The organism is Streptomyces sp. NPDC005070 (assembly GCF_053600395.1).
Map to the genome: position 1 here is coordinate 44,433 of NZ_JBSFZS010000031.1, position 26,076 is coordinate 70,508.

Annotated in this window: 10 protein-coding genes; 5 read left to right on the forward strand and 5 right to left on the reverse strand. The window is 70.5% G+C overall.

Going from position 1 to position 26,076, the window contains the following annotated elements; genetic code table 11:
* Positions 1–284 precede the first annotated feature (284 nt).
* Together secD and ACWEBX_RS13445 are read left to right on the forward strand one after the other, a co-directional pair.
* A complete protein-coding gene (secD, locus tag ACWEBX_RS13440; protein WP_451885003.1) occupies positions 285–2,555 on the forward strand; it encodes a protein translocase subunit SecD in 2,271 nt (756 codons plus the stop codon).
* 337 nt (positions 2,556–2,892) lie between these two features.
* Positions 2,893–14,244, forward strand: coding sequence for an amino acid adenylation domain-containing protein (locus ACWEBX_RS13445; RefSeq protein WP_451885004.1), 11,352 nt, complete (start codon positions 2,893–2,895; stop codon positions 14,242–14,244).
* A gap of 48 nt (positions 14,245–14,292) precedes the next feature.
* On the opposite strand, the gene ACWEBX_RS13450 is transcribed toward ACWEBX_RS13445, so the two are convergent.
* The 3 genes from ACWEBX_RS13450 to ACWEBX_RS13460 all read right to left on the reverse strand — a co-directional run bounded on the left by ACWEBX_RS13450 (position 14,293) and on the right by ACWEBX_RS13460 (position 19,072).
* Complete coding sequence (locus ACWEBX_RS13450) at positions 14,293–15,804, reverse strand: DUF4246 domain-containing protein (protein ID WP_451885005.1); 1,512 nt, start codon at positions 15,802–15,804, stop codon at positions 14,293–14,295.
* A gap of 125 nt (positions 15,805–15,929) precedes the next feature.
* Complete coding sequence (locus tag ACWEBX_RS13455) at positions 15,930–17,042, reverse strand: aminotransferase class V-fold PLP-dependent enzyme (RefSeq protein ID WP_451885006.1); 1,113 nt, start codon at positions 17,040–17,042, stop codon at positions 15,930–15,932.
* Between the two features lie 317 nt (positions 17,043–17,359).
* Positions 17,360–19,072, reverse strand: coding sequence for an MFS transporter (locus ACWEBX_RS13460; protein WP_451885007.1), 1,713 nt, complete (start codon positions 19,070–19,072; stop codon positions 17,360–17,362).
* A gap of 290 nt (positions 19,073–19,362) precedes the next feature.
* Between ACWEBX_RS13460 and ACWEBX_RS13465 the strand changes: the two genes are divergently transcribed.
* Positions 19,363–20,133 carry a TetR/AcrR family transcriptional regulator gene (locus tag ACWEBX_RS13465; RefSeq protein ID WP_451885008.1) on the forward strand — a complete coding sequence of 257 codons (771 nt, stop codon included), beginning with the start codon at positions 19,363–19,365 and terminating at the stop codon, positions 20,131–20,133.
* A 39-nt stretch (positions 20,134–20,172) separates the two neighbouring features.
* Here ACWEBX_RS13465 and ACWEBX_RS13470 read toward each other — a convergent pair whose 3' ends face one another.
* Positions 20,173–21,024: a TIGR03943 family putative permease subunit gene (locus ACWEBX_RS13470; RefSeq protein ID WP_451885009.1), complete on the reverse strand. Its 852-nt coding sequence runs from the start codon at positions 21,022–21,024 to the stop codon at positions 20,173–20,175.
* Positions 21,021–22,040: a permease gene (locus ACWEBX_RS13475; RefSeq protein WP_451885010.1), complete on the reverse strand. Its 1,020-nt coding sequence runs from the start codon at positions 22,038–22,040 to the stop codon at positions 21,021–21,023. The genes ACWEBX_RS13470 and ACWEBX_RS13475 overlap by 4 nt, the downstream gene beginning before the upstream one ends.
* A gap of 353 nt (positions 22,041–22,393) precedes the next feature.
* On the opposite strand from ACWEBX_RS13475, the gene ACWEBX_RS13480 reads away from it, so the two are divergent.
* Both ACWEBX_RS13480 and ACWEBX_RS13485 read left to right on the forward strand, forming a co-directional pair.
* Entirely contained in the window at positions 22,394–25,363 is a 2,970-nt protein-coding gene (locus ACWEBX_RS13480; RefSeq protein WP_451885011.1) for a carbohydrate binding domain-containing protein, read from the forward strand.
* A gap of 208 nt (positions 25,364–25,571) precedes the next feature.
* Positions 25,572–25,985, forward strand: a complete 414-nt coding sequence (locus ACWEBX_RS13485) for an SseB family protein (protein ID WP_451885012.1) — start codon at positions 25,572–25,574, stop codon at positions 25,983–25,985.
* Positions 25,986–26,076 lie beyond the last annotated feature (91 nt).

A 26,076-nucleotide genomic window follows, 5' to 3' on the forward strand; every position in this document is an offset into this window, starting at 1 on the left:
GAACCATGGGGATCCCGCCCTCACCGCCGCTTCCGTTCGAAACCTTCGGGATGCCGCCGGCGAGCGTCCGGCTCCACCGCTCTGCGTCCCGGGCGCGTCACGCGGCGGCCCGGCCGTCAACCCGCTCCAGCCCGCGCGGCCCCCGCTCTCGGCGCTGGGCCCCTGCGCATCCGGGCAACCCCCGCACCGTCACGGGGTACGGGCACCTCCCTCCCCCTCCGGCATCTGAACCTCCTTCCCTGCTTCCTCACTTTCTTGGCCGCGGCCGGTGTCCTGGCCGCGGCATGCCTGCCGGAGGCCCCCCTGTGAACCGATCCGCGCACATCAGAGGCCTGATCGCCCTCGCCGCTGTCGCACTTTCCCTGTACGTCGCCCTCACCGTGCCCGTCACCCTCGGACTCGATCTGCGGGGCGGCACCCAGATCGTGCTGGAGACCCGCCCCACCGTCCCCACCGACACCGACACCGACACCGATGCCGACTCCGACGCCACGGATCGCACTGTGGAGGTGCTGCGCGGCCGCATCGACGCGCTCGGTGTCGCCGAACCCACCGTCACCCGCTCCGGCAGCGACCGGATCGTCGTCGAACTGCCCGGCCTGCAGGATCCACGGAAGGCGGCCGACGTGCTCGGCCGCACCGCCCAGCTCACCTTCCACCAGGTACTGGGTACGGGGGTCAGCTCCGGCGGCGAATCGGATCCCCTGCCCAAGCGGCCCCGCGAGCAGGTGATGCCCGACGAGTCGGGCGCCCTGCTGCGCCTGCGGGACGCCTCCCTGACCGGCAACGACGTGGACAAGGCGGCCGCCCGCTTCGACCCGCAGGGCGGTGCCGGATGGCACGTGACCGTCGACTTCACAGGAGCCGGTGAAGGGCGCTGGGCCCGCCTGACCGGCGAGGCCGCGTGTCACGCGACCGGGGATCCCACCCGCCGGGTCGCCATCGTCCTGGACAACAAGATCATTTCTTCGCCGCAGGTCGATCCGTCGGTGGCGTGCCGGTCCGGCATCAACGGTGGCTCCACCCGGATCACCGGGTCCTTCGACGACACTGAGGCCAAGGAACTGGCCCTGCTCATCAACGGCGGCGCCCTGCCGGTACCGGTCGAGACCATCGAACAGCGCACCGTCGGCGCGACCCTGGGGGCAGAGGCCATCGCGGCCGGCGCCTGGGCCGCCGTGATCGGTACCGCTCTGACCGCACTGTTCATCATCGCCGTCTACCGGATCATGGGCGCCTTGGCCACCGTGGCCCTGGCCTGCTACGGACTGATCTCCTACGCCGCGCTCGCCGCTCTCGGCGCCACCCTGACACTGCCGGGCCTCGCCGGGTTCGTCCTCGCCATCGGCATGGCGGTCGACGCCAACGTGCTGGTCTTCGAACGCGCCCGCGAGGAGTACGCCTCTCGCCGTCGGCCCACTCCACGGTCGTCGCTGACCGCCGGCTTCCGCCAGGCCTTCAGCGCGATCGCCGACTCCAACATCACCACATTGATCGCTGCCGGCCTGCTGTTCCTCCTCGCCTCCGGGCCCGTGCGCGGGTTCGGAGTCACTCTGGGGATCGGCGTACTCGCCTCCATGGTCAGCGCCCTGGTCATCACGCGTGCCCTGGCCGACTACGCGGTCGCCCGTCCCCGCCTGCACCGCCGCCCGAGGCTGACGGGCATCGCCCACACCGGCATCGTCCGCGATCGTCTCGGCCGCACCGCCCCGAACCTGATGGGCCACCCGCGCCGGTGGCTGGCCGCCTCCGCCGCCGTCCTTGTCGTCGCCGCTTCCGGGATCGCCGTACGCGGCCTCGACTTCGGCGTCGAATTCACCGGTGGCCGTCTCGTCGAATACACCACCGCCACTCCCGTCGATCCTGACCGGGCCCGCAGCGCGCTCGCCGACGCCGGATTCCCCCGGGCCGTCGTCCAGAGTTCCGGCGAGAACCAGCTCACCGTCCGCACCCGGCAGTTGAGCGACGCCCAGGCGGCGGCCGTCACCGAAACCGTCAACGGACTGGCAGGCCGGACCGACACGATCCGGGACGAAGCCATCGGGCCCAGTCTCGGCAAGGAACTTCGTCAAGGTGCCCTCATCGCCCTGCTGGTCGCCCTGGGCGCCCAACTCGTCTATCTCGCGGCACGTTTCCGTTGGCTGCTGGGATCCTCCGCGGTCGCCGCACTCGCCCACGACGTCGTGATCCTCATCGGCGTCTTCGCCTGGCTCGGCAAGCCCGTCGACGGCGTCTTCCTGGCCGCGCTGCTGACCGTCATCGGCTACTCCGTCAACGACTCCGTCGTCGTCTTCGACCGGATCAGGGAAATCGGCCGCCGTGAGGGCGAGGGGCCCTTCGCCCGCATCGCCAACCAGGCTCTCCTGCAGACGCTGCCCCGCACCGTCAACACCGGCATGGGGGCCGCCTTCATTCTCACCGCACTGGCCGTTCTCGGCGGAGACACCCTGACCGACTTCGCCCTCGCCCTGCTCATCGGCCTCGCGGTGGGCACCTATTCCTCGATGTTCACCGCCACACCGCTGGCCATCGAACTGCACAGGATCCGCAGGTGAGTTCCGCTTCGGAAGCGCCCGGCGGCGCCGTGGCGTGTCCCGTCGGCGGGACACGCCACGGCACCGCGGGACCGCCCCGCGGCGCATCCGCGCTGCACGCGTCGCAGCGCATCGACCGGTAAGTCAACTCATCTGCCGCCAAGGACAGTTCGCCGGGACGACCGACAGGTAAAGGGCCGTACGGACTTCGTTCTCCCTCCCGCGCTGGGCATTCTCTGTTGGTCACCCTGCCGGGCACCCCGCTGGTCGGCCGCGGACGCGACGAGCCCGACGGATCGATGAATCGGCCAGGTCGAACCGAATCCAGCCGCGACAGATGAACGTTGAGGAGTAGCCGATGATCCCGTTGTCCTTCGCTCAGCGCCGGCTGTGGTTCCTGCACCGGCTGGAGGGGCCGTCCGCGACCTACAACATCCCCTTCGCGCTGCGCCTGGAGGGGGAGCTGGACACGGCGGTCCTGGCGGCGGCGGTGGCGGATGTCGTCTCCCGGCACGAGAGTCTGCGCACCCTGCTCGTGGAGAACGGGCACGGCGTTCCCGAGCAGCGGATCCTGCCGGCCGAGGAGGCGGTGGCGCCGTTCCGGGTGGTCGACGTGGCCGCCGACGCGGTGGGCGACGCGATGCTCGACGTCGTGCGTACGGGGTTCGAGCTGGACAGGGACCTGCCCCTGCGGACCGCCGTGTTCCGTGTCTCGCCACGCGACCACACGGTGGTGTTCGTGTTCCACCATGTCGCGGCGGACGGGGCGTCGATGGCGCCGTTCGTCAGGGATCTGCTGTCGGCGTACGAGGCGCGCGGGCGCGGTGCCGCGCCCAACTGGGCTCCGCTGCCGGTCCAGTACAAGGACTACACCGTGTGGCAGCGGCAGATGCTCGGCGACGAGGACGACCCCGACAGCGTCGCCGCGGAGCAGCTGGAGCACTGGCGCCGCGAACTCGCCGGGGTGCCGCAGCCGGTCCAACTGCCCCTGGACCGGCCGCGGCCCGGCTCGGCCGGCCACGGCGGCGCCGAGGTCATGTTCGAGCTGGAACCCGAGTTGCTGTCCGGGGTGCGGAAGCTGGCGGCGGAGCACGGTGCCACGGCGCCGATGGTCGCGCAGGCTGCCCTGGCGGTGCTGCTGCACCACCTCGGCGCCGGCGACGATCTGACGATCGGCAGTCCGATCGAGGGCCGCGCCGACGAACAACTCGAGGACCTGATCGGGTTCTTCGCCAACACCTGGGTGCTGCGCGTCGACCTGTCGCGCAATCCGGCGTTCGGCGACCTGCTGGACCAGGTGCGGGAGCGGGCGCTCGCCGCCTACGACCACCAGGACGTCCCCTTCGAGCACTTGGTGGAACTCCTCAACCCCGACCGCACCACCGCCTACCAGCCGCTGTTCCAGGTGATGCTGGCCTGGCAGTTCGTCTGGCCGGAGATCGAGGTGCCCGGCCTGCGCGGCACGCTTGTCTGGCCGGGCACCGAGACGGCGAAGTTCGACTTGTTCCTCAACATCGTCCCCGACGCCTCCGGGCGGGCGTACGGACGCCTGGAGTACGCGACGGAACTGTTCGACCACGCGACGGCCGAGACCCTCGTCGACCGCTATGTGCGGGTGCTGCGGCAGGTGGTCGCCGATCCCCGGACCGGGCTCGGCGCGGTGGACGTGCTCACCGAGACCGAGCGGGCCGGGCTGGCCCGGTCGAACGAGACGGCGGCACCCGTGCCGGCGGCGACGGTCCCGGAGCTGGTCACCGCCCAGGCGGTACGCACCCCGCAGGCGACCGCCGTGGTGTGCGGGCGGACCTCGTTGTCGTACGGGGAGCTGGAGGTCAGGGCGGGCCGGCTGGCCGCGGTGCTGCGCGAACAGGGGGTGGGGCCGGACGTCCTGGTGGCCGTGGCGCTGCCGCGTTCGGCGGACCTGGTCGTCGCCCTGCTGGCCGTCCTCAAGGCCGGCGGCGCCTACCTGCCGATCGACCCCGCCTTCCCTTCCGCACGCGTCGGTCTCCTGCTCGACACCGGACGCCCGGCCCTGGTGCTCACCGACCACGACACCGCGCACACCGTGGCCGGCTGCCGGCCCCCGCTCCTGCACCTCGACGACCTGGACCTCGACCTGAGCCTGGACGGCCCCGTCGTCGACGCCTCGACGGCCGGCATCGGGCCCGACCACCTCGCGTACGTGATGTTCACGTCCGGATCGACCGGGACCCCCAAGGGCGTCGCCGTCACCCACGCCGGTGTCGTCAACGGCGTGCAGGACCTGGCCCGGCGCACCCGGGTCGAGGCCGGTTCGCGGGTACTCGCGGCGACCTCGGTGAACTTCGACGTCAGCGTCTTCGAGATCTTCACCGCGCTGACCGCCGGAGCGAGCGTCGAGATCGTCCGCGACATCCTCGAACTCGCCGAGCGCGGCGCCTGGTCGGGCACCACCATCAGCGCCGTACCGGGGCTGGTGTCCGCGCTCCTCGACCAGCTCACCGCCGACGGCTCCAGCGCCCTCAGCCTCGACGTCGAGACCGTCATGTTCGCCGGTGAGGAGCTCTCCGGCGACCTGGTCCGCAGGGTGCGTCAAGCGCTGCCGGGCACCCGCGTCGTCAACGCCTACGGACAGACCGAGAGCTTCTACGCCTCCACGTTCACCGTTCCGCGGGAGTGGACCGGGACCGGTGCGGTACCCGTCGGCGCTCCGCTGGCCAACATGCGGGCCCACGTCCTGGGACCGGAACTGGCCCCGGTCGCGCCGGGCGTCATCGGTGAGCTGTACGTGGCGGGCCCGGTCGCCCGCGGGTACCACCGGAACGGCGCCGCCACCGCGGAGGGCTTCGTCGCCTGCCCGTTCGGCCCGCCGGGTACCCGGATGTACCGCACAGGCGACCTGGCCCGGTGGGACGCCGAGGGCCGGCTGACGTACGCCGGGCGCGCCGACGACCAGGTCAAGGTCAACGGCATCCGTGTCGAACCCACCGAGATCGAGACCGTCCTGGCCCAGCACCCCGCCGTCATCCGGGCCGCCGTCACGGTGTGCGAGGACCCCTCCGGCAGCAGGCGGCTCGTCGGCTACGTGGTGGCGGTGGACGGCGGTGCCGGGGACGGCGACTTCGCCCTGGACGCCGGTGTCTCGGTGGCCGACTTGCGGCGGTTCGCGGCCAGGCGGCTGCCCGACTACATGGTGCCCGCCCACCTGCTGGTCCTCGACCGGCTGCCGCTGACCCCGAACGGGAAGCTGGACCGGGCCGCTCTGCCCGAGCCGCAGTTCGCGGGCGCCGAGTACCGGGCGCCGCGCGGCGCGGCGGAGCGGGTGCTGGCCGAGGTGTACGCCGATGTGCTGGGCGCCGGGCCCGAACAGATCGGTGCCGACGACGACTTCTTCGCCGGTGGTGGGGACAGTATCCGTTCCATCCAGGTGGTGGCGCGGGCCAAGGCGCGCGGTGTCGTCGTCAGTACGCGGGAGATCTTCGAGTACCGTACGGTCGCCCGGCTCGCGGAACTGGTCGAAGATCGCACCGAAGAGGAGCGGGTGACGCTGGCCGAGCTGGACGGCCGGGGTGTCGGCTGGGCGCCGCTGCCGCCGACGGCGGCACACGTGCTCGCGCTGGGCGGTGGCATCGGCCGGTTCTGCATGTCCGCGCTGCTGACTCTGCCCGAGGACATCGACCGCGCGGGACTGGTGGCCACCCTGCAGGCCGTACTGGACCGGCATGACGTCCTGCGCTCCCGGCTCGACCGCCGGCGGCCGGGCCTGTGGATGGAGGCGGCCGGCCACGTGGACGCAGCCGTGCTGCTGCGCGAGGTCCCCTGTCGCGCGGCCGACGCGCGGACCGAACTGGACGCGGCCGCCGGCCGCCTCGACCCGGACACCGGCGTGATGGCGCAGTTCGTGCGGCTGACCTGCGACACCGGCCCGGACCGGCTGCTGATCGTGCTGCACCACCTGGTCGTCGACGGGGTGTCGTGGCGGATCCTGCTCCCGGATCTGGTGGCCACCTGGAAGCAGGTCCGATCCGGCACCGCCCCGCGACCGGCGGACAGCGGCACTTCGCTGCGCCGATGGACCCACGCCCTGGCCGAGGAAGCCGTCCGCCCCGAGCGGATCGCCGAACTGCCCCTGTGGCAACGGATCCTGGACGGCGACGAACCGGTCCTGGGGGCAAGGGAGTTGGACGGCGTACGTGATGTCGCCGCCACCGTGGAAACGGTGCGCGTCAGCGTCCCGGCCGACGTCACCAGGACCCTGCTCGACACCCTGCCCACGGTCTTCCGCGGCGGCGTCGACGACGGCCTGCTGGCCGGGCTCGCCCTGGCCCTGGCGCGCTGGCGGCGGACACGCGGGGTGTCCGGAGCCCCGGCGTCATCGGCACTGGTCCGGCTGGAGGGCCACGGCCGGGAGGAACACCTGGTGCCCGGGGCGGACCTGTCCGGCACGCTCGGCTGGTTCACCGCCATGTACCCGGTCCGCCTGGACGTCACCGGTATCGACCTGGCGGACGCGTTCGCGGGCGGCGCGGCGGCCGGCCAGGCGGTCAAGGCCGTCAAGGAACAGCTGCGCGCGGTACCGGACGCCGGTCTCGGCTACGGTCTGCTCGCCCACCTCAACCCCGAGACCGCCACCGTGCTGGCCGGGGCGCGCCGCCCGCAGATCGGCTTCAACTACCTCGGCAAGGCCTCCGGTACGGACATCCCCGAGGAACTCCGCGGCCTGGGCTGGGCGCCGGACACCACACACGCCGACCTGATCGCCGCACCCGACGCGGACATGAGGGTGCTGTCCGCGCTGGAGATCAACGCGGTCGCCACCGACACCGGGAACGGCGAGGAACTCACCGCCCACTTCGGTTTTCCCACCGGCGTTCTGTCCCGCGAGGAGGTCGGCGAACTGGCCGGTCTGTGGGTCCGGGCGCTCACCGCCCTGGCCCTGCACACCACCACTGCCGACGCCGGCGGACTGACCCCCAGCGACGCGCCTCTGGTCACGGTGGCCCAGCAGGAGATCGACACCTGGGAGACCCGCTTCGGCCGGCTCGCCCAGGTATGGCCGGCCACCCCCGCACAGTCCGGGCTGCTGTTCCACGCGATGCTCGCCGGATCCTCCTTCGACGCCTACCACATGCAACTCGTGTTCCACCTGTCCGGCGAGGTCGACGCAGAACGGATGCGCCGCGCCGGACAGGCGCTCCTGGACCGCCACCCCGCCCTGCGCGCGGCGTTCGTCGACCGGGCGGACGGCGATCTCGTCCAGGTGATACCGGAATCGGTGACGCTGCCGTGGCAGCGCCTCGATCTGACGGCGGCCGAAGAGCCGGAGCGCACCGAGGAGTTCGAGCGGTTCCTCGACCGGGACCGGACCACCTACTTCGACGCGGACATCCCACCGCTGATCCGGCTGGCCCTGGCCGTCCTCGAACCCGACCGGGCCGAACTCGTACTGACCGCCCATCACGTGCTGTTCGACGGCTGGTCCACTCCGCTGCTCATGCGTGACCTGCTCCTGCTCTACGCCGCCGACGGCGACCCGGCCGCTCTCGCCCCGACGCGCGACTACGCCGACTTCCTCACCTGGCTCACGCACCACGACCACGAGGAATCCGGGCGCGTCTGGGCGGCCGAACTCGACGGTGTGCAGGAACCCACTCTGCTCGTGCCGCACGCGGGAACCCGTCACGATTCCGCGGGCATCGGCGCCATCGAAGTGGTGTTCGAGGGCAAGCAGGGCCTGTCCCGCCGGGCCGCCGAGCTCGGCGTCACCCTCAACACACTCGTGCAAGGTGCCTGGGCCGTTCTCCTCGCCCATCTCACCGGGCACTCCGACATCGTCTTCGGAGCCACCGTGTCCGGGCGCCCGCCCGCGGTGAAGGACGTCGACGACATGGTCGGGCTGTTCATCAACACCATCCCCGTCAGGGTGCGTTGTGACCGGCGGACCACCTTCGCCGACCTGCTCACAGAGTTGCAGAACCGGCAGGCGGCCCTGCTCGACCATCACCAGCACAGCCTCGCGGAGATCCAGCAAGCCACCGGGCTGACCACACTGTTCGACACGATGGTCGTGTTCGAGTCGTATCCCATCGACCGGGAAGCCATCGGCGAGGCCAACTCCGCCGCCGGTGTCGCCATCACCGGGCTGCGCCCGTTCGCGGGCTCGCACTACCCGGTCATCCTGGCCGCTGCGGCCGATCCGCAGCTTCAACTGGTCCTGCAATACCAGAAGGACCTGCTGGACCAGGAGTCCGCGGCCGACATCGTCGCGCGGTTCGTGCGGGTGCTGGAGCAGGTGGCCGCCGCGCCCGAGGCCCCGCTCAGCTCCATCGAGGTGCTCGGCGAGGACGAACGCGACCGCCTGGTACGGCAGATCAACGACACCGCCCGCCCGGTCGCCGCGACCACCCTGCCCGACGCCTTCGAGGAACAGGTTGCCCGCACCCCCGACGCGGTCGCGGTCATCGGCGAGCACGAGAGCCTCACCTACGCCGAGTTCAACGCCCGCGCCAACCGCCTCGCGCACTGGCTCATCGAACAGGGCGCCGGCCCCGAACAGCTCGTCGCCGTCAGGATCCCCCGCTCGGTGGACCTGCTGGTCGCCGTGTACGGCGTGGTCAAGGCCGGCGCCGCCTACGTACCGCTGGACACCGAGCTGCCCGCCGAACGCGTACGCCACATCCTGGCGAGCGCGAACCCGCTGCTGCTCCTCGAAGACACCCTGCCGGACACGGCGGGCCACCCGGAGTCCGACCCCGAGCGCACCCTGTCGCCGGACAACGCCGCCTACGTCATCTTCACCTCCGGCTCCACCGGCGGCCCCAAGGGCGTCCCCGTGGCCCACCGCTCGATCACCAACCGGATCGAATGGGGCCTGGAACACTTCCAGGTCACGGTCGAGGACCGGATGCTGATGAGCACCTCGGCGAGCTTCGACGCCTCCGTGCCGGAGATGTTCTCCAACCTGCAGATGGGCGCCGGTGTCGTGGTGGCCAGCGCCGAGGGCCGCCGCGACCCCGCCTACCTGGCGGACCTGATCCGGCGGGAGCAGGTGACCGCCGCGTTCTTCGTGCCCTCCCTGCTCTCCGCCTTCGTCACCGAACCCGCCGCCCAGGACTGCACCAGCCTGCGCTGGATCGAGGTCGCCGCCGAAGCCTTCCCCGCAGCCCTGGCCAACCGCTTCACCGACCTGCTCCCCACCTGCTCCGCCCACAACCTCTACGGCCCCACCGAGGCCACCGTCGAGGTCACCGGCTGGCAGCATGTGCCCGGTGCCGACCGCGTCCCGATCGGCACCCCGATCTGGAACAACCAGGTCTACATCCTCGACGCGGCGCTGCGCCCGGTCGCCCCCGGCGTCGCCGGCGAGCTCCACCTCGCCGGGACCTGCCTGGCCCGCGGCTACCTCGGCCAGAGCGCACTGACCTCCGAGCGGTTCGTGGCCTGCCCCTTCGGCCCCGCCGGCGCCCGCATGTACCGGACCGGCGACCTGGTGAGGTGGAACAAGGACGGCCAGGTCGAGTACATCGGCCGCACCGACTCCCAGGTCAAGGTCCGCGGCTTCCGCATCGAACTCGGCGAGATCGAGCACGTCCTGTCCGGACATCCCTCGGTCGCACAGGCGGCGGTCGTGGTCCGTGAGGACCAGAAGGGCGAGCAGCGCCTGGTCGCCTACGTCGAACCCGACCCCGACGCCGCCGTCGCCGATGCCGCCGCCCAGGTGGAGGAGTGGCGTCACGTCTATGACGACACGTATACCGCCTCGGCCGAAGGGACGTTGGGCGAGGACTTCCAGGGCTGGAACTCCAGCTACACCGGTGAGCGGATTCCGCTCGAACAGATGCGGGAGTGGCGGGACGCGGCGGTGGCCCAGGTACTGCGGTTCGCGCCGCGCCGGGTGCTGGAGATCGGGGTGGGCTCCGGCCTGCTGATGGCGAAGATCATCGGCGAGGTCGAGGAGTATTGGGGCACCGACATCTCACCCACGGTCGTCGACCGGGTCCGGGCCCAGGCCGAGGAGGCCGGTCACGGCGACCGGGCCCGGCTCGGCGCCCAGGCGGCCGACGACCTCTCCGGGCTGCCCAGGGGCTCCTTCGACACCGTGATCATCAACTCGGTGGCGCAGTACTTCCCGAGCGCCGAGTACCTGGACCGGGTGCTGCTCCAGGCCCTGCATCTCCTCACCGACGGCGGCCGGATCATCGTCGGCGACGTCCGCAACGCCGCCACCCAGCGGATGCTGACCACCGCGGTGCAGTGCGCTGCGCACCCGCACGCCTCCTTGAGCGAGGTGCGGACGCTGGTGGAGCAGGCGTTGCTCGCCGAGCGCGAGCTGGTGGTCGCTCCGGAGTGGTTCGCCGCGTGGGCGCGTGAGCATGCCGGCGGTGTGGACATCCGGCTGAAGGCCGGGCAGGCGCACAACGAGCTGACCCGGCACCGCTACGAGGTCGTGCTGCACAAGGCGCCGACCGACGTCCTCGACCTTTCGGGTGTGCCGGCAGTGGCGTGGGGTGGGGAAGTGACCGGCCTGGCCGGTCTCGCCGGCTGCGTCGAGCGGGCGGCCGGTGGCCCGGTACGGGTGACCGGAATCCCCAACGCACGGCTGACCGAGGAGGCCGCCGCGGCGACCGGCACCCGTGGCCGAGGTAACGCCGCCGCGCCGGCCTCCACCGGTGGCCGAGGCACGCTCGCCCCCTTCGGCACGCCACTCGATCCGGAGGAAGTCGGCGTGTGGGCGCGGCGGCAGGGCCTCGACGCCGTCCTCACCTGGTCGGGCGAGACCGTCCACGCCTTCGACGCGATCCTCCTGCCCGAACGGAAGGACGAGCGGCGGACCCTCACCGGAGGGTTCGTCCCCCGTGCTGCCGCCGACCGGATCCGGGTGAACACCCCCGCGCTCGCCAAGGCGATCGGCCCGCTGCTGGCCGAACTACCCGACTACCTGCGTGGACGCCTTCCCGACTACATGGTCCCGGCCGCCGTCGTACCGCTCTCGCGGCTCCCGCTCAACCCGGCCGGAAAGATCGACCGACGAGCACTGCCCGCGCAGCACACGACCGCTGTGAGCAGCCGTCGGCCGCGCACCTCCCACGAGGAGAAACTGTGCGCCCTCTTCAGCGAACTGCTCGGCCTGGAGAGGGTCGGCATCGACGACGACTTCTTCGCGCTCGGCGGGCACTCGCTGCTGGCCACCAGGCTGATCAACCGCGCCCGTGCCGACATGGGGATCGAGATCCCGATCCGCACGATCTTCGACCTGCCGACGGTTGCCGCGTTCGCCGAATGGTCCAGGAAGGCGGCCGCTCCCCGCCGCCTCCGGTTCGAGCCGCGCGATCACACAGGGGAGAACGCCGCGATGCCGCTGTCCTTCGCACAGCGCCGCATGTGGATCCTGCACCAACTGGACCGCGGCGCGGCGACGTACACCATCTCCCCGACGTTCCGGCTGACCGGGCCACTGGACGAGGCCGCCCTGGCCGCGGCGATCGGTGACGTGGTCGCCCGGCACGAGATTCTGCGGACCACGTATGTGACGGACGCCGACGGTGAGCCTCAGCCGGGCATCCTGTCGGCGGCACAGGCGCCGGTGCGGGTGCCGGTGGTCGAGGTGGCGCCCGAGGACGAGTCCCGGGCGATCGACGAGGCCGCCGCGCACCGGTTCGACCTGACGACCGAAATACCTTTGCGGGCAACTCTGTTGCGCCGCTCTGCCCAGGAACACGTCCTTGTCCTGGTCATCCACCACATCGCCACGGACGGCAGCTCGGGAGCGCCGCTCGCTCGCGACCTGGCCGAGGCCTACACCGCGCGCCTGGACGGCCGGGCACCGCAGTGGGAGCCGTTGGCCGCGCAGTACAAGGACTACGCGCTATGGCAGCGCGAGTTGCTCGGCGACATCGCGGACCCGGACAGCCTGGCCGCGGCGCAGAGCGAGTACTGGCGCAAGGAACTGGACGGCGTGCCACAGCCGTTGAACCTGCCGCTGGACCGCCCGAGGCCCGCGGTGAGGAGCTCCGAGGGCGACCTGGTCGACGTCACGGTGGGACCGGAGTCCGCGGCCCGCCTGCGGAAACTGGCCGACGAACGCGGGACGACCCTGTCGATGGTCCTCCAGTCCGCGCTGGGCGTGCTGCTCGGCAAGCTGGGCGGCGGCGAGGACGTGCCGATCGGCAACCCGATCGCCGGCCGTACCGATGAAGGGCTGGCCGACATGGTCGGGTTCTTCGTCAACACCCAGGTGCTGCGGGTGGACCTCTCCGGCAACCCGTCGTTCGTGGATCTGCTCACACGGGTGCGGGACAAGGCACTGGCGGCCTACGAGCATCAGGACCTGCCGTTCGACATGCTGGTCGAGGGCCTCGACCTCGAGCGCTCCGCTGCGTACCAGCCGCTGTTCCAGGTGATGTTCGCCTGGCAGAACTTCGACAAGCGGGAACTCGAACTCCATGGACTCAAGGTGGAGTTCGAGCAGCACCTCACGTACACCGCCCAGACCGACCTGATGGTCAGCATGGCCGAGGACGGTTCCGGGGCCCTGCGCGGCGACCTCATCTACGCGACCGAGCTGTTCGACAGAGAAACGGCCGAGGCGTTCGCTGCCGGGTTCGTGTCGGTGCTGGACGCGTTGGCCGCCGCCCCCCGGTCGCCGGTCGGTGCGATCGAGCTGCCGGAGGCCGGACCGGCGCGGCCCACGCGGCACACGAGCGACCGTGGCCCACGCGACGCCCGCGCGGACAACGTGAGCAGCCACGGTCCGCGCAACGCGCACGAAGAGAAACTGTGCGCCCTTTTCGGTGAATTGCTCGGACTGCAGGGGGTCGGTTTCGACGACGACTTCTTCGCGCTCGGTGGGAACGCGGAGCTTGCCACCCGCCTCAGCGCCCGTATCCGCGAGAAGTTCGGCATCGATCTGCCCCTCACGACGATCACCGGCCATCCCACGGTGGCCGAGCTCGGCGGTCTGGTCATCGTCGGCGGTACACCGGACGACCAGAGCGACTCGTACGGGGTCGTGCTGCCGCTGAACAGGGATCCCGGTACGGGCGAGCCGCCCCTGTGGTTCTTCCACGGAGGCGGCGGCCTGGGCTGGGCGTTCTTCACCTTCGCCCCGCACGTGAAGGACCGCGCGGCCTACTCGTTGCAGTCCCGCGGTTCCAACGGCAAGGACCCGCTGGCGGGTTCGGTGGAGGAGATGGTCGACGACTACCTCGCCCAGATCCTCGCCCTCCAGCCGGAGGGCCCGTACCACCTGATCGGCTGGTCGTTCGGCGGCCCGGTCGTGCACGCGGCCGCGGCGGAGCTGGACCGGCGCGGCCACCGCGTCGGCCTCGTCGCCGTCCTGGACGCCCCGCCGGCGACCGACTCCCCGGACAGCCCGTTCAGGCAGGTGGCCGGCAGGACGGCGGCGATGTACCGGGGCGATGTCGAGGAGGTCTTCGGCCAGTACATGAACACCGACAACCTGGACGGATTCCTGGAGGACATGTCCAAGGTCGGTGCCAACAACCTCAACAAGATGGCCGTCTTCGCATCACCGGTCTACCGCGGCGACATGCTCTACTTCAACGCGAAGTCGGACAAGGTCGACGGGCTGTCGTCGTACGGCCCCGGCTGGCGCCCGTACGTCCTCGGCTCCCTCGACGAGTACGACATCGACGCTTCCCACCACGACCTGCACATGCCCAAGCCGGCGGGCCAGATCATGGAGGTGATCGCCCGCAAGCTGGCCGAGTGACGGCGGAGTGACGGGGGGAGGAGGAGGACGCGGGCGGTGGGCCGGATCTCAGTGCTCGCAGAGGGAGAACTCTCGTTCGTAGAGCTGCTCGTTGTGTTCGTCGACGAAGAACTTGCGTTCCCGCATGAGTTGTTCGCGGTACGTCCTGGCCTCTTCGAGCGTCATGGTCGAGGTGTCGGACCACGGTTGTTGCGGTGGCACATCGGAGGTCGAGACGATCGTTTCCGACGGGTCGACGAGGAAGAACGCGAGGATCTTGCGACAACCCGGCCGGGTGTCGTCCGCGAGGCGGAATGAGCCGACGCGGTGTTGCAGGATGTTCGGGAACGCCAGGCAGCGGCCTGCCGGGGTCGATGCCGATCCCAGCACCTGGTTCAGCGGGTCCTCGTTCTCCAGGCCGTAGACCTCACGCACCCCGTTGTCGTCGCTCTGCTCGTAGTTCGGGTCGTCGAGTGCCGCCCGGAAGCTCAGCCGGCTCTCGGTGATGTTCTCGCTGTCCCAGTAGTAGATGCCGGTCGAGACGATCCGCTCGTTCAGCATCCCCTCGACATGCCAGGACCCGCCGGCGTACTCGGGCTTGTCCGGGGTGAGTTGAATGGTGGCGAGTTTGACGATGACCTGGAGGCGGCGACCGCGCAGGTCGACCCGGGCGGATTCGTCGGGCGACTCGGGCGGGGTGAAGGCCGGGGCGTCCGGGATGGCCGGGCGGCGGGTCTCCCACCAGACGTCATGGGCCTCTTCCCATGCGCGGACGGCTTCCGCGTAGGCCGTCCCGTCATCACCGTAGGAGGACTTGCTCGGATACTCCGGCTCCGAGTCGTACCACCCGTAAGGATCGGCTTCGATCCGCAAGGGCCGTGGGTGGCGCAGATCGGTGAGCACGTTCTCCAGCAGCGGGCGCATGCTCGCGAGCAAGTCCGGCAGGACGGAGGCCAGTTCGCGATGAGAGTGGGGGTGGACGTTGTTGACGTACGAACGGAAGGTGACATCGCCGTCGTCACTGACGTCGACGTCCGTGGGCAGCCACTGGAACCTCTCCGAGAACTCGTACTTCGAGTAGCGGTCCGTCGGGTTCTTCCAAGCCTGCTCGGGTTCGCCGCTCACTCCTCTCACCAGGCAGAACAGTGAGGGATGGACCAGATCCAGTACCTGGCCGTCGGATCCGGGATGCCAGTCCTGTTCTGCTTCGGGGACCTGTTCCAGAACCCGAACCGCCTCGCGCAGCCGGGTTCTGAGCTTGTCGTCGACCAGCGTGTCCGACTGCCACACTCCGTCGACGGCGGACACCTCGACGCCGGTCCGTGCGTCCCGCAGCGCGGCGTAGTACGCGAGTTCGTCGAGCACGTAACGAACCTGAGCCTCGGTGAGGCCCTGAGCGACGGCTTCCCGCGTCCACTTGGCCACGATGTCGGCGTCGTTCATCTTGTCGAACCACCCTGGCTTCGACCGAATATGTGAGCTGCACTGCATGATCTGCAGTTCCCGCAGCGTTCGCGGTGTCGCGAACGCTATGGAACGCGACGCATGAAAAGGCAGCGGGAAAGCGGGCAGGGCAGTCAATTCTCTCGGTCCTCCCAGTCGGTGTGCGGTGGCGGGAAGGATAGTTCAGCGGACTGACATCACAGCCGTGACCGGAGCCCGGGATCCCCGTTGCCTCCCGCTTGGTCCGGTGTGCTGACGTGGGTTCAGTTGCCCAGCGACGACAGGGCCGCCGCCACCCGTTCGGAAGCCTCCGGCGGAGTGGAGGCGTGGGGAGAGAAGCGGAGTGAGTCGGTGCGTACGGTCGGGGTGACGCCCTCGGCATGCAGGGCCTTCGCCACGACGGACGGGTCGTGGTCCGGCATCGTGAAGGAGAGGATGCCCGCGCGGCGTGCCGGGTCGGTGGGGGAGAGGACGCGGGCGCCGTGTGCCTTGACCGTCTCGGTGAGTTCGGCGATCCGGGCGGCGACGGCGGCCTCGATCGCCGTGACGGTGTGTCGCTCCACCAGCTCCAGCGCGGCCGCGAACGCCGCTGCCGTCACCGGGCTGAGGTTGGTGATCGACCAGCGCCGCGCGTCCGCCGCCGGTGAGTGTTCCTCGCCGTCGAAGAGGCCGACGTCCTCGATGCCCGTCCAGCCGGTGAGGACGGGTTCCAGGGACTCCAGCGCGTGGTCGGACAGGGTCGCGAAACCCGTTGCCCAGCCCGCGCGCAGCCACTTCTGGCCGCCCGCCACCACCACGTCGGCCGCGTCCCAGTCCATCTCGGCCACGCCGAACGCCTGAATGGCGTCCACGATCAGCAACCTGTCCGGTCCGATCGCCTCGCGCAGCGCCGCGAGGTCCGCGCGGAATCCGGTGCGGAAGTCCACGGCGCTGACGGACACCGCGACGACGTCGTCCGTCAGCGCGGCACGGACCAGGTCCGGCGTGACGCCGCTGCCCGGCGCGGGGTCGAGCCAGCGGGGCGTGGCCCGGCCCAGGTCCGCGGTGCGGCGCCATGGATAGTGGTTGGCCGGGAAGTCGGTCCGCGGGGTGAGGACCACACCCGTCGGGATGCCGAGGGCGGCGTGGAACAGGCCGGTCGAGGCGTTGGGGAGCAGGACGGTGTGCCGGCTGTCGGTGCCCGCGAGGCGTGCGGCCGTGTCGCGGGCGACCGACTCCGCGCGCATCAGGCCGTCCACGGTGGTGTGGTCGGCGCGAGCGGCCTCGTCCATGGCCCGCGCGGTGGCGGCCACGGCGTCCCGTGACGGCGGACCGAACCGTGCGAAGTCGAGATACCCGGCGGGTGTGTCGAAGTGGGCTGCGTACGACGTGAGCACGGGGCTCGTCCTTCCGGGACGGTGTGGATGGGTGGCCGGGCGGGTGCGACGGCGCCCTCACCTGCTGAGCGGTGCCGTGGGGACCTCGGACCGGCGTACCGCGGGGTGGCAGCCCGGGCGCCTTCCACCCGCTTGCACGGTACGCGCCGCGCTCCGCGCCGATGGGCAGGGGGTACCGGCACGCAGCGTCGCTCTGGGAATCACCGCGCGGGAAACGGGACGGCCGGGCACCCCTGGGGGTACCCGGCCGTCCCGTTCTCGGAAGCCGGAGCCGAAGTCGGCGCCCCGGCATGGAAGCCCCGCCTCGGGCCCGTGCCTCAGTGCCCCGCCGACTCCTCAGGCCGCGCATGCCGCGGCAGCAGGAATGCCAGCAGGAACGTCAGCGCCAGCATGCCGTCCACGATCCAGAGCACCGTCTGCATGACGGAGCCGAAACCGCTGCGGAAGGCCGACGACGCGGTGGCCTGCAGTGTGGCCGGTATCCGGGCGCCGTCCTCGGGCGAGGTCACGGCGGACCGGGTGTCCTTCTCCAGACGGGCGCAGGACGCCGGGGTCGCTTCGAAATCCTTGGCGGTGGCGCGGTCCGCGGCACAGGCACGCAGGCCCGCCACGAGGCGGTCCTGGGCTTCGGGCGCGACGTGCGCGGCGGTGAGCTGTCCTCGCAGACCGTCCGAGCGGTGGTCGACGGCGGTGGCGATCCCGCCGCCCAGCAGACCGAAGAACACCGTGCCGAGGATGGCCACGCCGAAGGCGCCGCCGAGCTGCTGGACCGCGGTCATCGTGCCGGCCGCCGAACCCGTCTCGTGCTGCTCCACGCTGGCGAGCACGATGTCGAAGAACGGAGCCATGAGCAGGCCCATCCCGATGCCCGTGACGAGCAGCGACGGCAGGAGCTGCCAGGGGCCGACGTCGGACCCCACCTGGTCGAGGGTCAGCCACACGCCGAAGACACCGAGGGCCATGACCAGCGCGCCCGCCTGGAGCACGGTCCGGCCGAACCGGACCACACCCTGGGCGACGCCGAAGCCGACGATCATGCCGCCCGACCAGGGCACCATCACCAGACCCGCCTTGAGCGGCGAGTAGCCGAGGCCGATCTGGGTGTAGAGGTTGAAGACGAGCATGAAGCCCTGCATGGCCGAGAAGAAGACCAGCCCGAGGATCATGCCGCCGCTGAAGCCGCGCTTGCGGAAGAGGCTGGGGACGACCAGCGGGTCCTGGCCGGCCTTGCTGCGGCGCGACTCGTACACGGCGAAGGCGACGAAGACGACGACGGAGGCGCCCATCATCAGGAACGTCCATGCCGGCCAGTCGTACTCGCGGCCCTGGACGAGCGGGAAGATGAGAAGCAGCGCGGCCACGGAGACCAGGATCATGCCGGGGATGTCGAGCCGCGGCTTGCTGTCGGACCGGCCCTTCGGCAGGTAGCGCACGGCGCCGAGGATGGCGGCGGCGCCCAGCGGCAGGTTGATGAGGAAGATCATGCGCCAGCCGGTGCCGAAGTAGTCGGCGTCGACCAGCCAGCCCGCCAGGATCGGCCCGCACACCGCGGACAGGCCCATGACCGGGCCGAACATGCCGAAGGCCTTCTGCGACTCCTTCGGCGGGAACATCTCCTTGATCATGCCGAGGCCCTGCGGCAGCATCACCGCGCCGAACAGTCCCTGCACGACCCGCGCGCCGATCAGCATCCCGGGCGACATGGACACCGCGCACAGCAGCGAGCCGACGGTGAAGCCGGCGGCTCCGACCAGGAACATCGTGCGGCGCCCGTGAATGTCGCCGAGCCGTCCTCCGGTGACGAGCCCGACGGCCATCGAGAGGGTGTAGGCGGCGGCGAGCCACTGGAGCGTGGAGGCGCCGCCGCCGAGGTCGGCCCGCATGGAGGGGCCGGCGATGTTCGTGACGACGGCGTCGAGGAGGTCCATCACCTCGGCCGCGAGGATCACGAACAGCGCAGCCCAGCGCCACCGGTAGGGCGCTGGTGAGTCGATGGGCGTCTCGGCGGACGCGACACCGGTGGTGGACATCGGAAACTCCTCGCGAAGAGGCCGCGCCGGGGTCGACCGGAACGCGGTGGGGCGGACGGGTGTGACTGCCCGGCTTGCCGTCTTGGAGGAAGAAGCACGAGACGAGACGCCGGTGAACGCTGTTCACCCTAACAGAACAGTGCTCATTGAGAGAACAGTGCTCAGCGGGAGAACGGCGTTCATTAAGATATAGCGCAACTCGTCGACCGAGACAAGATATATCGCGTTGAGCCGAGGTGAACGCCGCTCTCCAGGAGAGAACACTGCTCTCCGGCGCCTAGACTGTGGTCATGAGCGACGCGGCCGCCGGCACCCCCGAATCACCCCCGCCGTCCCCCTGGGAACGCGAGCGTCCCGTCCGCGCTCGCGTCACCCCGGCGCGCGAGCCGCTGTCGCGCGAGCGCATCGTCGAAGCGGCCTTCGTGGTGCTGGACCGGTCCGGTCTCGACAAGCTGTCGATGCGTCAGGTGGCGGCCGAACTGGAGGTCGCGGTCTCCGCCCTCTATGCCTACGTCCGCTCCAAGGACGACCTTCTGGAGCTGATGTACACCCGGCTCTTCGCCAGCTTCACGCTGCCCGAACCCGACGCGGAGCGGTGGCAGGAGCAGGTGCGGGACTACGCGCGGTCCTGGCGGTGGCGCCTGCTGTCCCATCGCGACATGGCCAGGATCTCCATGGCGCACGTCCCCTTCACCGCCGAACTGCTGCCGTACGTCGAGGCGTTGCTCGCCATCTTCCGCACCGCCGGACTGCCCGACCGCATCGCCGCCGAGGCCGGTGACCTCATCTCCACCTACATCGACGGGTTCGTCCTAAAGGAGGGCATGTGGCAGGACCGGGCCGCCCAGCACTCCGGCGGCGGCTCCCTGGCCCGCCCCGACTGGCGTGAGATGGCCGACGAGATGCAGAACTACTTCGCGTCGCTGCCCGAAGAGGACTTTCCCCATCTGCGAGCCCTGTCCGGGTCGATGGTGACGGAGTCCTCCGACGAGAGGTTCGACATCGGTCTGGAGATCATCCTGCGTGGCCTCGCGAGCTATCTCCCGGACCGCGAGGCCTGAACCCGGGCGGGGGTGCCGTGGACTCGCCCCGCCCTCGGCTCAGTTGTTCCAGCTCTCGTCGTACGGATCGCGCGGCGTCGGGACCGGCCGCGCCGAACCGACCTCGAGATACGGGATGATGCCGCCGTTGACCGGGTCCGTCGTGCGCCGGGCGGTGTAGCGGCCGGTGACTTCCAGCCAGGTGTCGGGCCGCAGGACGGGCGGCGTCCGTCCGGACAGGCCGATCTTGACCGGCTGGGCGTCCGCGGCACAGCAGTTGAGGGCCATGCGGACGAGATACGGAGCACCGGCGCGGTCGAGCGCGACGAATCCCGTGATCCTGACCGGCCGGCCGCCTAGGGAGCGGCCGTGGCCGTACGCCGCCCTGCTCGCGTAGTCGACCAGTCCGAGGGTGACCGGCTCACCGGAGGGCAGCTTGGCGTAGCCGAAGGGCGCCTGCAGCGCCGTACCGGTGCGCATCGCGCTGTACGAGCCGAGGGCGGGCGGCGCGACCAGGATGAGCGCGAGGAGCGGGAGCACGAGGAGCCACGAGATCCGCGGCTCACGATGCCCGTGCCCGTGCCCATGCCCATGCCCGTGCCCGTCGCCGTCCGCGTCCGCGTCCGCGGGCTCGTGCCCGTCGCCGTCCAGGGGCTGGTGCCCGTGTCCCTGCCCGTCGCCGTCCGCCTCCGCGGGTTCGTGCCCGGCTCCGGCCCGGTCGGCGGAGACCCGGTGGTCGCGTATCTCGTACCAGACCGTCGCCAGGGCCGTGACGACGAGCACCACACCGGCCGCGAGCAGCAGAGGGCGCAACCCGGCCTTCACGTACCGCAGATAGAGGTCCGTGACGCTCGCGTGCAGCACCGCCGCGCCGACGAGGAAGAGTACGGCCGCCTGGGCCTGACGGTTCACAGGAGCACCGCCCCGATCAGTACGGACACGAGGATCGCCAGGGCGAAGGTGGTGGGCGCGAACCGTGTCGCGAAGCCGCGGCCGAACGTGCCGACCTGCATCGCGAAGAGTTTCAGGTCGATCATCGGGCCGACGACCAGGAACGCCAGCCGGGCGGTGAGCGAGAACTGGGTCAGCGAGGCGACCACGAACGCGTCGGCCTCGGAGCAGATCGACAGCAGGACGGCCAGGATCGCCAGGGCCAGGACGGACACCACCGGATTTCCGGCCGCGGCGTGCAGCCAGCTCGCCGGTACGACGGCCTTGAGCGTGGCGGCGGCCATCGCGCCCAGCACGAGGAACCCGCCCGCGTGCATGATGTCGTGCCGCACCGACCCCCAGAACGCGGCCCCCTTGCCCTGGCCCTCGTGAGCGGGACGGGCCGGCGGGCGCAGCCAGTCGGCGCGGCCGAGACGCTGCCACAGCCAGCCCATCGCGCAGGCCACGAGAAGACTGGCGACGAAGCGGGCGAGAACCATCTCCGGATTGCGGGGGAAGGCGACGGCGGTCGCGGTCAGCACGATCGGGTTGATCGCCGGGGCGGACAGCAGGAACGCCAGCGCGGCGGCCGGGGTGACACCGCGGCGCACCAGCGCCCCGGCGACCGGTACGGAGGCGCACTCGCAGCCTGGCAGGATCGCCCCCGCCATTCCGGCGACCGGCACCGCGAGCGCCGGACGCTTCGGCAGCGCGCGGGCGAAGAACGACGGCGGGACGAACACCGCGATGACCGCCGACAGCAGGACGCCCAGAACGAGGAAGGGCAGGGCCTGGACCACCACCGCGACGAACACGGTCATCCAGCTCTGCATCACCGGGGCGGACAGCATCCCGCGGATCGGCCCCTGCGCCGCGACGACCAGCAGCAGGAGCATCGTCAGGGCGAGCGGGGAGTTGATGTTCCAGCCCGGCCGGCCCCGGCGGTCGTCCTCGTCCCGCCGCCGGACCGGCGGCGGGGCTTCCTTGGTGATGGTCACGCTCGAGGTACCTCCGGTCGGGGAAGGGCGCGGCTGCGGATGCCCTTCCGCCTTGAATACGCCGGTCCGGCCACAGCTTCTCACCGGGTGATGAGGGGATTGCCCGCGCCCGGGGGTTTCTTGACCTCCGCCTGACCGGGGCGCGCCGGGCTCACGGTGCGTCGCGGGCTCACGCCTGGCCGGGGGCGTCGGGTACGCACCGCGCGACGCGCTCGTTGTCACATCTCTTTACGTGGCTGTCATGGACCTGTAGCTTCCGGGCCGCAAGCCCTTTCAGGAACTTGCCGGTTCTCCTTGCAAGGCCACTCCTCCCCGCCAACTCCCCTTCCCCGCACCCGCATTGGAGCCGCCCCATGAGCCGCAGACGTGGACGCCCGCCCCTGAGAGCGCTGATGGCGCTCCTGGCGGTGACCGGACTGTTCGGACTGACCCCGCCGGACACGGGGTCCGTCCCCATGGAGAGCACGGCCGCCACCTCCACGACGGCGACCGTCTTCTACTACACGAAGACCAAGAACTGGCCGTCCACCTACCTCCACTACGCCCCGGACGGCGGTTCCTGGACCACCGTGCCGGGCGTCCGGATGGAGGCGGCCTGTACGGACTGGGTGAAGAAGACCGTCGATCTCGGCTCGGCCGCCGGGCTCCAGGCCACCTTCAACAACGGAAGCGGCACCTGGGACAACAACGGCGGCAACAACTACGCGCTGGGCACCGGCACCATCACCGTCAAGGACGGAGTGATCGCCCACAGCGACCCGTGCGCCGACACCGGTACGGGCACCGGCAACCAGGCCACCGTGTACTACTCGACCGCCACCTCGGGCTGGACCACCGCCAACATCCACTACGCGCCGACGGGCGGCTCCTGGACGACGGTCCCCGGCGTCGGCATGGAGAGCGCCTGCACCGGATGGTGGAAGAAGACCCTCGACATCGGTACCGCCACCTCGCTCAAGGCGGCCTTCAACAACGGCAACGGCGTCTGGGACAACAACAACAGCGCCGACTACGCGATCCCGTCCGGCACCACGACCGTGAAGGACCGGACGGTCACCGCCGGCGCCAAGGACCCCTGCGCGGCGCAGGCCCCCGACACCCAGGCGCCGACCACGCCCGCCGGGGTGAAGGCGACCGCCACGAACACCTCGGTGGTCGTGAGCTGGGATCCGGCCACCGACGACACCGCCGTGACGAAGTATCAGCTCACGCGCACTGGCGGCACGAAGGGAACCGTCGTCACCGATGTCGGCTCGACGGTGTACTCCGACACGGGACTTGAGGAGAAGACCGGCTACACCTACACCGTGAAGGCCGTCGACGCGGCCGGAAACACCTCGCCCGCCTCCGCCGCGGCCACCGTCACGACCGGCGAGAAGGCGCCCACGCCGGCCGCCGGGACACCGCTCGGCACCGACCCGCGCAAGGACCCCATCTACTTCGTCCTCACCGCCCGCTTCTACGACGGCGACAGCTCCAACAACCGCGGCGGGAGCCAGGACGTCAAGTCGGGCAACGCGGCCAACAACGACCCCATGTTCCGCGGCGACTTCAAGGGTCTCGTCGACAAGCTCGACTACGTCAAGGCCCTCGGGTTCTCGGCCGTGTGGATCACCCCGGTCGTCCTCAACCGCTCGGACTACGACTACCACGGCTATCACGGCTACGACTTCTACAAGGTCGACCCCCGCCTGGAGTCGGCCGGCGCCTCCTACCAGGACCTGATCAACGCGGCCCACGCCAAGGGCATGAAGATCTACCAGGACGTCGTCTACAACCACAGCTCCCGCTGGGGCGCCAAGGGCCTGTTCACCCCGACCGTCTACGGCGTGCGTGACTCCCAGTGGAGCTGGTACTACGACGAGAAGAACGACGGCTTCGAGTACGACGGCCTGACCGTCGAGCCCAAGTCGGGGAAGTCGTACTACAACGGCGACCTCTGGTCGACCGCCGAACCCTCCGGCAACACCTGCCTCAACTGGGGCAAACCCACTGGCGGCAAGAGTGCCGAGGGATACACCGTGTACAACTGCCAGTGGCCGAGCCCCACGTCGGGCATGTTCCCGAAGGCGTACTACCACCAGTGCTGGATCGGCAACTGGGAGGGCGAGGACTCGCGTTCGTGCTGGCTGCACGAGGACCTCGCCGACTTCAACACCGAGAACGCCACCGTCCAGAACTACCTGATCGGCGCGTACGACAAGTACATCGACATGGGCGTCGACGGATTCCGCGTCGACACGGCCGTCCACATCCCGCGTGTCACCTGGAACCGCCGCTTCCTGCCCGCCATCTACGACCGGGTCACCCAGCGGTTCGGCACGGAGGCGGCGAAGAACTTCTTCGTCTTCGGCGAGGTGGGCGCCTTCGTCAACGACAAGTGGAACCGCGGCTCGGTGAACCACTCCGCGCAGTTCTACACCTGGAAGGAACGCAAGGACTACAGCGCCGACGACGAGACGGCCGCCATCGAGCAGTACACCTACGAGGAGCAGCTCGGCACAGGCAACCAGCCCACCTCCACCAACGCCTTCCTGAGCGGGAACAGCTATCACACCCCGGACCGCAGCCAGTTCTCCGGGATGAACATCATCGACATGCGCATGCACATGAACTTCGGCGACGCGCAGAACGCCTACAGCAACGGCAAGGACTCCGACGACTCCGTCAACGACGCCACGTACAACGTCGTCTACGTCGACAGCCACGACTACGGCCCGAACAAGTCCAGCACCCGGTACAGCGGGGGCACCGACGCCTGGGCCGAGAACATGGCCCTGATGTGGACCTTCCGCGGCATCCCCACGCTCTACTACGGATCGGAGATCGAGTTCCAGAAGGGCAAACAGATCGACTGCGGGCCGACCTGCCCCCTGGCGACGACCGGACGCGCCTACTACGGCGACCATCTCGCGGGGAGCGTCACGGCCTCCGACTTCGGCAAGGCCGACTCCGCGAGCGGCGAGGTCGCGACCACCCTCGCGCAACCACTGGTCAAGCACCTTCAGCGGCTCAACCAGATCCGCCGGGCGATCCCGGCCCTCCAGTCGGGCCAGTACTCGACCGACGGCATCAGCGGCTCGATGGCCTTCAAGCGCCGCTACACCAGCGGATCGACCGACAGCTTCGCCCTGGTCACGGTCACCGGCGACGCGACCTTCACCGGCATCCCGAACGGCACGTACACGGACGCCGTCACCGGTGACGTGAAGACCGTCTCGGGCGGCACGCTCTCGGTGGCCGCGCCCGGCAAGGGAAACCTGCGGGTCTACGTACTGAACGGACCCGGCAGGATCGGAACGGACGGCCCCTACCTCAAGTAGCCCGTCCGCAGACAGGTACGGAAGCGGCGGTCACCGCGGCCCCGCCCGGGCATCCCACGCCCGGGCGGGACAGCCTGACCGCCGCCCTCGCACCGGCCGGGAGCCAGGATGAATGGCGTGCGGAGCGTTGGGTACGCGACCGAAGGACACGCCCGGGAGCGAGACCCGCCCGGGTGGCCGCCCGCCCGCCACGATCCGGGGATCTGCCATGGACACGCCCTTGAACAACAACCACCCCAGCGCACCCGAGGCGACGCCCGCCCAGGAAGCCCTGGACACCCTCGTCACGAACACGTCCGACACCGAGGCGCTGGCCACCCTCGCCGGCAGCGACGTACTGGTGCCCGTACCGGACGACGCCACGGACGCGGACGTCGCCGACCCCCACGCCGTGGCCCTGCCCATCCTGGACGATCCCGAAGGCGGACAGGTCGTTCCGGTGTTCACCTCGGAACAGGAACTGGCCGAGCTCCTCCCCTCCGTCTCCCGCTACCGCCTCGTGCCGCTCGGCGCGCTCGCGGCCCAGTGGCCCTCGGGCGATCTGGACCTCATCATCGACGCCGCCTCACCGCACGGCCTGACCCTCACCTCCGAAGGCGTACGCACGCTCCTCGTGCGCTAGTGCCGCGACAGGCAACGTTCGCCCCGTCGCGACTCCCGGCACGCTCCCCCAAGCTCTTCGAGCAGGGGGGACCCCCACTCGCCGCACCGGC

Bases quoted from the DNA above. Each gene is read 5' to 3' on its own strand.
- secD (WP_451885003.1), top strand. From the start codon at position 285: ATGCCTGCCGGAGGCCCCCCTGTGAACCGATCCGCGCACATCAGAGGC.
- ACWEBX_RS13445 (WP_451885004.1), top strand. From the start codon at position 2,893: ATGATCCCGTTGTCCTTCGCTCAGCGCCGGCTGTGGTTCCTGCACCGG.
- ACWEBX_RS13460 (WP_451885007.1), bottom strand. From the start codon at position 19,072: ATGTCCACCACCGGTGTCGCGTCCGCCGAGACGCCCATCGACTCACCA.
- ACWEBX_RS13465 (WP_451885008.1), top strand. From the start codon at position 19,363: ATGAGCGACGCGGCCGCCGGCACCCCCGAATCACCCCCGCCGTCCCCC.
- ACWEBX_RS13480 (WP_451885011.1), top strand. From the start codon at position 22,394: ATGAGCCGCAGACGTGGACGCCCGCCCCTGAGAGCGCTGATGGCGCTC.
- ACWEBX_RS13485 (WP_451885012.1), top strand. From the start codon at position 25,572: ATGGACACGCCCTTGAACAACAACCACCCCAGCGCACCCGAGGCGACG.